The 6,917-nt window shown below is 67.3% G+C and carries 7 protein-coding genes; 1 reads left to right on the forward strand and 6 read right to left on the reverse strand.

What is annotated here, in order from left to right; genetic code table 11:
- Positions 1 to 77: 77 nt before the first annotated feature.
- A complete protein-coding gene (locus MKK82_RS20395; protein WP_243986598.1) occupies positions 78 to 293 on the reverse strand; it encodes a hypothetical protein in 216 nt (71 codons plus the stop codon).
- A 243-nt stretch (positions 294 to 536) separates the two neighbouring features.
- Here MKK82_RS20395 and MKK82_RS20400 point away from each other — a divergent pair, with 243 nt between their 5' ends.
- Positions 537 to 1,613 (forward strand): hypothetical protein, encoded by a 1,077-nt coding sequence (locus MKK82_RS20400; protein WP_243986599.1) that lies wholly within the window; start codon positions 537 to 539, stop codon positions 1,611 to 1,613.
- A 48-nt stretch (positions 1,614 to 1,661) separates the two neighbouring features.
- On the opposite strand, the gene MKK82_RS20405 is transcribed toward MKK82_RS20400, so the two are convergent.
- From MKK82_RS20405 to MKK82_RS20425, 5 genes are all read right to left on the reverse strand, one after another.
- A complete protein-coding gene (locus MKK82_RS20405; RefSeq protein ID WP_243986600.1) occupies positions 1,662 to 1,901 on the reverse strand; it encodes a hypothetical protein in 240 nt (79 codons plus the stop codon).
- Positions 1,902 to 2,545: 644 nt separating this feature from the next.
- Positions 2,546 to 5,248, reverse strand: coding sequence for an EAL domain-containing protein (locus MKK82_RS20410; protein WP_243986601.1), 2,703 nt, complete (start codon positions 5,246 to 5,248; stop codon positions 2,546 to 2,548).
- A 130-nt stretch (positions 5,249 to 5,378) separates the two neighbouring features.
- Positions 5,379 to 5,651, reverse strand: coding sequence for a hypothetical protein (locus MKK82_RS20415; protein WP_243986602.1), 273 nt, complete (start codon positions 5,649 to 5,651; stop codon positions 5,379 to 5,381).
- 178 nt (positions 5,652 to 5,829) lie between these two features.
- Positions 5,830 to 6,090, reverse strand: a complete 261-nt coding sequence (locus MKK82_RS20420) for a hypothetical protein (RefSeq protein ID WP_243986604.1) — start codon at positions 6,088 to 6,090, stop codon at positions 5,830 to 5,832.
- Between the two features lie 59 nt (positions 6,091 to 6,149).
- The gene (locus MKK82_RS20425; protein WP_243986605.1) at positions 6,150 to 6,293 is read right to left on the reverse strand and encodes a hypothetical protein; all 144 of its coding nucleotides are present in this window, start codon (positions 6,291 to 6,293) and stop codon (positions 6,150 to 6,152) included.
- Positions 6,294 to 6,917 lie beyond the last annotated feature (624 nt).

Genomic DNA, 6,917 nt, shown 5'->3' on the forward strand with positions numbered 1-6,917 from the left:
CGAGCGGCGGCGCTTGGATCTGTCGCGGGCCGCGGCACGCAGGCAGCAATGCTGTCTCAGTCGGATCGGGCTCGGCCCTACTTCCCGGCGGCTTTACCAGCCTTCTCGCGGTAGAGGAGCACGCCGCCCGTGATCCAGAGCGCCACGAAGAACGCCCAGAACCCGGTTTGCCCCAAATGGTCGACCATCCAGCCTTGGATGGACGGAGCCGCGGCGCTCGCCGCCCAGCCTATCGCCGACATAACGATGGCGAACAGGATAAGGGTTGTCAGGATCTCGGCCCAGCGAAGCATGCCTGAGAATGTGGCCCTGCCCCATGGTTCTGTCGATAGCCGCCAGGATCGCGCGCGGAGTCTCAGGACGGCCGTTGCCTCGAACCCGCACACAGACACTCGAAATCGACTGACGCCCGCCAGCGGGCCGGATTTCGCAACGATGGGGCATTCCGCATGAGCGATGGAAGCGGCTTCGGAGGCTTGCCTTCGTTCGCAGGTGGCGGCGGGGGTCTCAGCCCGTCCATTCAGGAGTGGCTGCAGATGCAGCAGCTCGCCCAGGCGCAGGGTCAGGGTGACATGGGTCAGGGTGCCATGCCGCAGGACGCGCCGCCGGCCACACCGCCCGGGTTCACTGGCTACGCGCCGCAGATCCCGCCTACCGGCGCGCCGACGCCCGTCGTGCAGCCGCAGGCGCAGGGTCTAGCCTCCGCGGCCATGAACGCGCTGGGCCCGAACAGCGCCGAGGCGGCGACGCCAGATCCGAACGACATCCGCGGCCGGTTCATCTCCACCCTGCAGCAGGGCGGCCTGACCAACCCGAACGGCCTCGGGGCGGTGGCGGCGTACGCGCAGCACGAGAGCCGGTACTCGCCCTCGAACATCACGGGCTCCTGGTCGGACCCGTCCGAGAGCGGGCAGGCGGGACAGTCCGGGGGCATCCTCTCATGGCGTGCCGATCGCCTCGCGAACATGCGGGCCTTCACGCAGGGCGCGGCCGACCCAGTGGTGGCACAGGCCCAGTTCCTACTGAAGGAGAACCCGCAGCTCACGCAGGCTCTGCAGAACGCAGGCAGCCCCGATGAAGCGCACCGCTTGATGGCGCAAGCCTGGAAATTCGCAGGCTATGATCGGCCGGGCGGCGAGAACGCGGCTCGGCTGGCGACGACACAAGCCTACGCCAACAGCTTCGGCAACGGTCAGGCTCTGCCGGGTGTGTCCGCTCCTCGTGGAGGCTCGATGGGCAGCACGTCGCAGCGGGGTTCCTTCGGGTTGAGCGGCATCGTGGGGCAAGGCTCGGCCGTGCCGGGGCAGGCGTCCCCGACTCCTGACGTAGCGTCCCTATCGAGCCAGCCCTTCACCACCATGCCGGCACCGGGCGGGTTCTCGTCGGACCCTGCTGTGCAGCCCGCCCAGCCGAGCAACCAGTACGCCCAGATCGGCAACGCCTTGAAGGCTGCGGCTGCCGCTCAGAAGCGGGGGCAGGGCCAGAGGGGTGGCGGGATGATGGGGGCACCTGATGTCGGTGGCCGACCAATCAGCCTGCAGCAGGCCAGGGCCATGTTCGACCCGGGCAAGTTCTACGGCGCCTTGCGCAACGCGGGCGTGCGGGGCGTCTGAGGCCGAACCAATCTTAAGCCGTTCGCTGCATGCGCCGCTGCTGCCGCATTAGCGTTTGCGGTCATGCGCATTTTCGGAGTGAAACACGAAGAAGCCGATGAACCGCGTCGCGTCCTCGGCTCTTGCATGACGGAAGCCGGCAGGCGGCCGCTCTGAGGGGCGCACGGTGCCAACAAACTCCCAGTCGGCAGCCTGGATGAAGGTTGGAACCGGCCTGCTCTGGACGACGGCACAACGGATCGCGGGCTCAAAGCGGCGACCAAACACGGTGTAGAAATGGCCCGGCATCCTCTCCTCCCGTCCGTGAAAGCGCACGCAGTACGGTAGTCCGATTGCAGCGGAGTGTCTTGAAGAGCCATCCTGTTGGTCCGTCGTCGTCCAACTCTCGCACCGCGTTGGGTTGTTTGGGGCCTCCACCTACGGCTACAGCCCGCCCATGTCCGATAAGTCCGACGCTCTCCTCGAACGCCTGAAGGCGCACCAGCGCACGCTCATCCTGGCGACACGATGCGGCTGGAAGCGGTGTCGTACCCGGAAGTGACAGGGGCGCAGGAGCAGGGTCCTGTTCGCTACAGACCAAGGCACCCGTAGTCACAGATCGCGCCTGGGAAGCCAGTCCGCACCCCCGGGTGCACAGGTGTGCACAGAACATCTTCGAGCGTTTCCGAGCAGACGCGAACCTCTGAGAGCGTCGGCGCTGCTCCGGCCTGCTGCGTTTGCCTTGATCGGCTTCGGCTTGGCGATGACGTGGAGGCGGCAGAAAGACGGCCGTGTCCAACCGAGGCACAGCAGGACCCAGCAAGGCACAGCAAAATACGGCAGCGCTAGGGTAAGACGCACAGTAGCGGGAGGGGAACTCACCACACGCACTGACGGTGCGGGCGGATCCACCTTGCGCCAAAAGACAGTTCTTTCGGCTGCGAAGTTGGAATTTACGCCGCCGTGGCCGCCCCCGAGGATGCTGCGATCGCGCCCGTGCGTACTGCGTCCGCGAACCGTTCGATCGGCTGCGGTTTGCCGACGAGGTAGCCCTGCACCTCGTCGCACGCCTCCGACACCAGGAAGCGCATCTGCGCCGTAGTCTCGACGCCCTCCGCCACCACGCCCATCCCGAGACTGCGGCCGAGCCCAAGTACTGCGCGGACGATCGCCGCCGCCTGCGGGCTCTCCTCGACGTTGCCCACGAACGAGCGGTCGATCTTGATCCTGTCGAACGGGAACGCCTGCAACGTCGCCAGCGACGAGTAACCCGTGCCGAAGTCGTCCATGCTGATCGAGACGCCGAACGCCTTCAGGCGGCGTAGGATGCCGAGTGCACGGGCTTTATCGTTGATCAGGACCGACTCCGTAACCTCAAGCTCCAAGCGCGTCGGCGACAGACTGGTCTCGGTCAGCACGGCCAGTACCCGTTCGGGAAGATCGGCCTGCTGGAATTGCCGCGGCGACAAGTTCACCGCCACCTTCAGCGGACGTTCCCAGCGCGCCGCCTCACGACAAGCCGCACGCAGTACCCACTCGCCAAGCGGAAGGATCAAGCCTGTCTCCTCCGCCAACGAGATGAACGCACCCGGCGGCAGCAAGCCGCGCTCGGGGTGCCTCCATCGCACCAGTGCCTCGAACCCCACGAGTTCGCCGCCCTCGGTCGTCACTTGGGGCTGGTAGTGCAGGGTGAGTTCGCCGCCCTCGATGGCCCGGTGCAGGTCGCATTCGAGGGTACGCCGCTCGGCTGCGGCCTCGTCCATCGCAGCCTCGTAGACGCGGTGCGTGTTCCGCCCCTCGGCCTTAGCGCGATACAGCGCGAGATCAGCGCGCTTGAATAGGGCTTCGCCATCAAGGCCATGGATCGGCGCCAGAGCGGTGCCGACGCTCAGTCCAACCTCCATTCGCTGATCGCCAAATGGGAACGGCGCCCGCACGGCCGCGATCAGGTGCTCTGCGAGCAGACCGACCGATACTGGCTCGTCCGCGCCGGCAAGCAACACGGCGAACTCGTCACCGCCCAGCCGCGCCACCGTGTCCTCGACGCGCAGCGCTGAACGCAACCGCTCCGCGACTTCGCGCAGCAGGGCATCGCCCGCCGGATGGCCGAGCGTGTCGTTGACGAGTTTGAACTTGTCGAGGTCGAGGGACATGACCGCGCATGAGCCGCCGTAGCGGTGTACCTCGGCCAGCTTGTGCGCCAGCCGTTCCTGGAACAGCGCGCGGTTGGGCAGGTCAGTTAGGGCGTCGTGGCGAGCCATGTGCGCGATCTGCCCCTCGGCCGCCTTGCGCGCGCTGATGTCGATCTGCGTGCCGACGAAGCGCAGCGGCGCCCCGTCCAGCCCGCGCGCCACGACCCGGCCGCGGGTGAGCACCCAGGCCCATCCCCCATCCTTACGGCGCAGGCGGTGCTCGCACTCGTAGGCTGCCGCCCGCCCCTCTAGGTGCTCGGTGAGCGCGCGCTCGGCATGCGGCGCGTCCTCGGGGTGCAGGAGAACGCGCCACGTGTGCGCGTGGCTGCCCAACTCGCCCGGCTCGTAGCCGAGCATGCGCCACCAACGGTCGGACGACCACGCTGCGCCCGTAGCGAGGTCACAGTCCCACAGCCCATCGCTGCCCGCGTCGAGAGCCAGCGCCAGTCGCTCCTCACTCGCGCGCAGACGCGCCTCGCTTGCCCTAGTCCGTTCGTCGGCCGTCTGACGTCGCTCCAGTTCGCGGGCGAGCAGCAGCAGGGCGGTGACGAGCACGGCCGTCAGCCCGCCCGCTACGCCCCCCTGCGCGACCGCCGACTTGTGCCACCCGGCCAACGCGCTCGCGCGGGCGATAGCCGCGCTGACGTAGATCGGGTAGCCATCCAGGAAGCCAAAGGCGAACACCCGCTCGATGGCGTCCGTCGTGGCGGGGGACCAGAAAGGTCGCTCGTCCCGGATGGGCACGTGCAGCCTGTAGTTCGACCCCGTGGCGTAGTTCCGCCCGATCATCTCCGGAGCCCAGGGAGCGCGCACCAGCATGGTCCCGTCCACCCGCCACAGGCTGACGGCCGAGTCCGGCCCGTTGTCGATCCCGTCGTATACGCCCCGGAACGCCTCGGGGTCGATCAGCGCCTGTACCACGCCCGCGAACGAGCCATCCGGGTTGTCGATGCGTCGTGCAACTGGCAGCAGCAGCTTATTTGAGAGGCGTCCTGTGATGGGTTGACCAACTACGAGACCGCTACTTGAATGGTCGCGAAGAGCTTGGAAATAATCGCGGTCGTGCACGTCGAGCGGACGAGGCGGGAATGCGACGGCCTCGACGATGGACTGACCGTCCCGGTCGATGACCATGATGTTGGTCAGGCGTGTTCGGGCGAACTGCTCACGTAGAGCGGCATGAAGTGCCTGGGTCGGCACGCCGACCTCGCGCGCACCGACAAGCGAGGACACGGCGCGCAGGTAAGTGTCCACGGTTTCGAAAGTGCGCTCCGCGTGCTGGGCCAGCGTCCGGGCGGTATTAGCGGCGCGCTGCTCGGCATCAGCGAGGGCCTGAGCGTGCTCTCTGGTCAGGGTGTAGGTGAGGGTCGCAGGTATGGCGATCCCGGCCGCGAGCGCGGCGGCGCGCAGTACGCGGCTCAAACCTGACCGCCCTTCTCGTCGCCGGTCGAGAAACAGCATCATGCGTCCACAGAGGGCGATCGCACCAGCGGTTGAGCCGATACGCAACGCGGCCCGGAGGCATCATGCCAGAGGTTAGTTAGCGAGCTGGCAGCGTGGCCGATGCGGGGGTGTGTCGGATCGAGGCAGGTTTTTACCGCTCCTGTTGCCCAGCCCAGCCGCGTGCTTCCGGCGGGGCGTAGTGCGTGCCGATGTCTTCGGCGGTGAGATCGCCGCCTGTGCTCGCGTGGACTATCTGTGCGATCGCCTCGTCATCGTGACCGGCTGCGCGTAGCTGCTCCACCTCGTCCGAGATCATCGCCACGAACTGCGGCACCGGGAAAGCTTCTGGCGGCAGATTGAGAGCTGCCCGTAGAGCGGTGTTGGCCTGGGCGGCTTGCTCGGCGGTGAACGTGGGGCTGGTCACGTTTGTGCTCCTGGGCATGCCCCCAGTCTGGTGCTGGGCTCGGTACGCGCCGGCCGCGCGTGTTCTGGACTAACACGGCAGCCGGCGCGCTCGCGTGCAGGAGCCGTTCGGGGCTCAACTGCTGCGATCGGTGGCAACGAGGCCGAGTGGATTAAGGATCCCAGCTAACGGGCAGGGGTCAGTCCACCCCGCAGTCGAGCAGATCTTGCCGGCGCTGCTCGAAGGTCTCACGGGCCTCGTCCTGCCAACTCACTTCCGGCAGATCGGGGTCGGACCTGATCAGCCGCTCACCCGGCATCAGGAGGCTGCGTGGATCGGCGGCCAGAGAGCCTGTCGTTTCGGGATCCTGGTCGCAGTCCTGGGCCGGTTGATCGCTTCGGGCAAGCGCGGGCCCTGCGCACACGACAATAACCGCGGCGATCGCGGGCAGCCTCCGCATCGGGTGTTCCTGACTGGCGGTTTAGACGTGCCGCCTCTGGGCTGGATGGAGCAGCTGGGTTAGCGCGACGTCAGCGGGATCGGCCGAGCCTTGTGCCGGAACAGGCCGCAGAGCAGCCGGAAGGGCAGGCACACCAGACTGTAGACCGCGTGGGCGGCCATCACAGCGAGGACAGCGAGAAGCGCCAGCAGGGTGTTGAGCAACGCAGGTACTCCCGGCGGCACAGACACGGCGGGCCACCACCGCCACTGGTGCTAGGAGGCGCGTCGAACGCGGCGGCAGTGTGATGCCTGGAACCGGGCTCGACTCGATTAGCGAAGGCACGGTCCTGATCACTGCGCTTCGGCAAGGCGGACCTTCGTTCGTCATACCGTCCGCCCGCAGACCCTCACGGCATAGCTGGCCCGGTTCTACCTGTCGCGCGAATTCTCGCGGGGCCACTTCGGCCAGGGTCGCCCGCTGCCCCTCGGCAGCCTTTCTTCGGGTCCGTTGGCCTCGTTTTTCCCAGAACTGAAACCTCAGTAGGCGTGCGGTTCGCGGATTTGCACCCTCCCCCCTGAGGGGCGGGGTCGTGATGCCCCTCCCTTCCGGTAAGGGGGTCCCGTGATGGTATCCCCTTTCTCGCCAGCCGCAGCCAACCGTTCCACTCGGGCGAGACGATGCGGACGATGTTGGTGTCGTTGCGTAAGCCGGTCACGCGCCGCTCCTCGACGGTCACGAGCCCAAGCTTCACGGCCTCGCGGATGGCGTTGCGCACGGTGGTCTCGGCGACACCCACGATCGCCGCGAGATGGCCGACGGCCAACCGGCAGTCCTTCCGACGCGCA

This window comes from Methylobacterium sp. E-046 (genome assembly GCF_022829625.1).
Lineage (GTDB): Bacteria > Pseudomonadota > Alphaproteobacteria > Rhizobiales > Beijerinckiaceae > Methylobacterium > Methylobacterium longum.

What these genes read in the sequence shown, in the direction of transcription:
- MKK82_RS20395 (WP_243986598.1), bottom strand. Translation starts at nt 293, where the DNA reads ATGCTTCGCTGGGCCGAGATCCTGACAACCCTTATCCTGTTCGCCATC.
- MKK82_RS20400 (WP_243986599.1), top strand. Translation starts at nt 537, where the DNA reads ATGCAGCAGCTCGCCCAGGCGCAGGGTCAGGGTGACATGGGTCAGGGT.
- MKK82_RS20405 (WP_243986600.1), bottom strand. Translation starts at nt 1,901, where the DNA reads ATGCCGGGCCATTTCTACACCGTGTTTGGTCGCCGCTTTGAGCCCGCG.
- MKK82_RS20410 (WP_243986601.1), bottom strand. Translation starts at nt 5,248, where the DNA reads ATGATGCTGTTTCTCGACCGGCGACGAGAAGGGCGGTCAGGTTTGAGC.
- MKK82_RS20420 (WP_243986604.1), bottom strand. Translation starts at nt 6,090, where the DNA reads ATGCGGAGGCTGCCCGCGATCGCCGCGGTTATTGTCGTGTGCGCAGGG.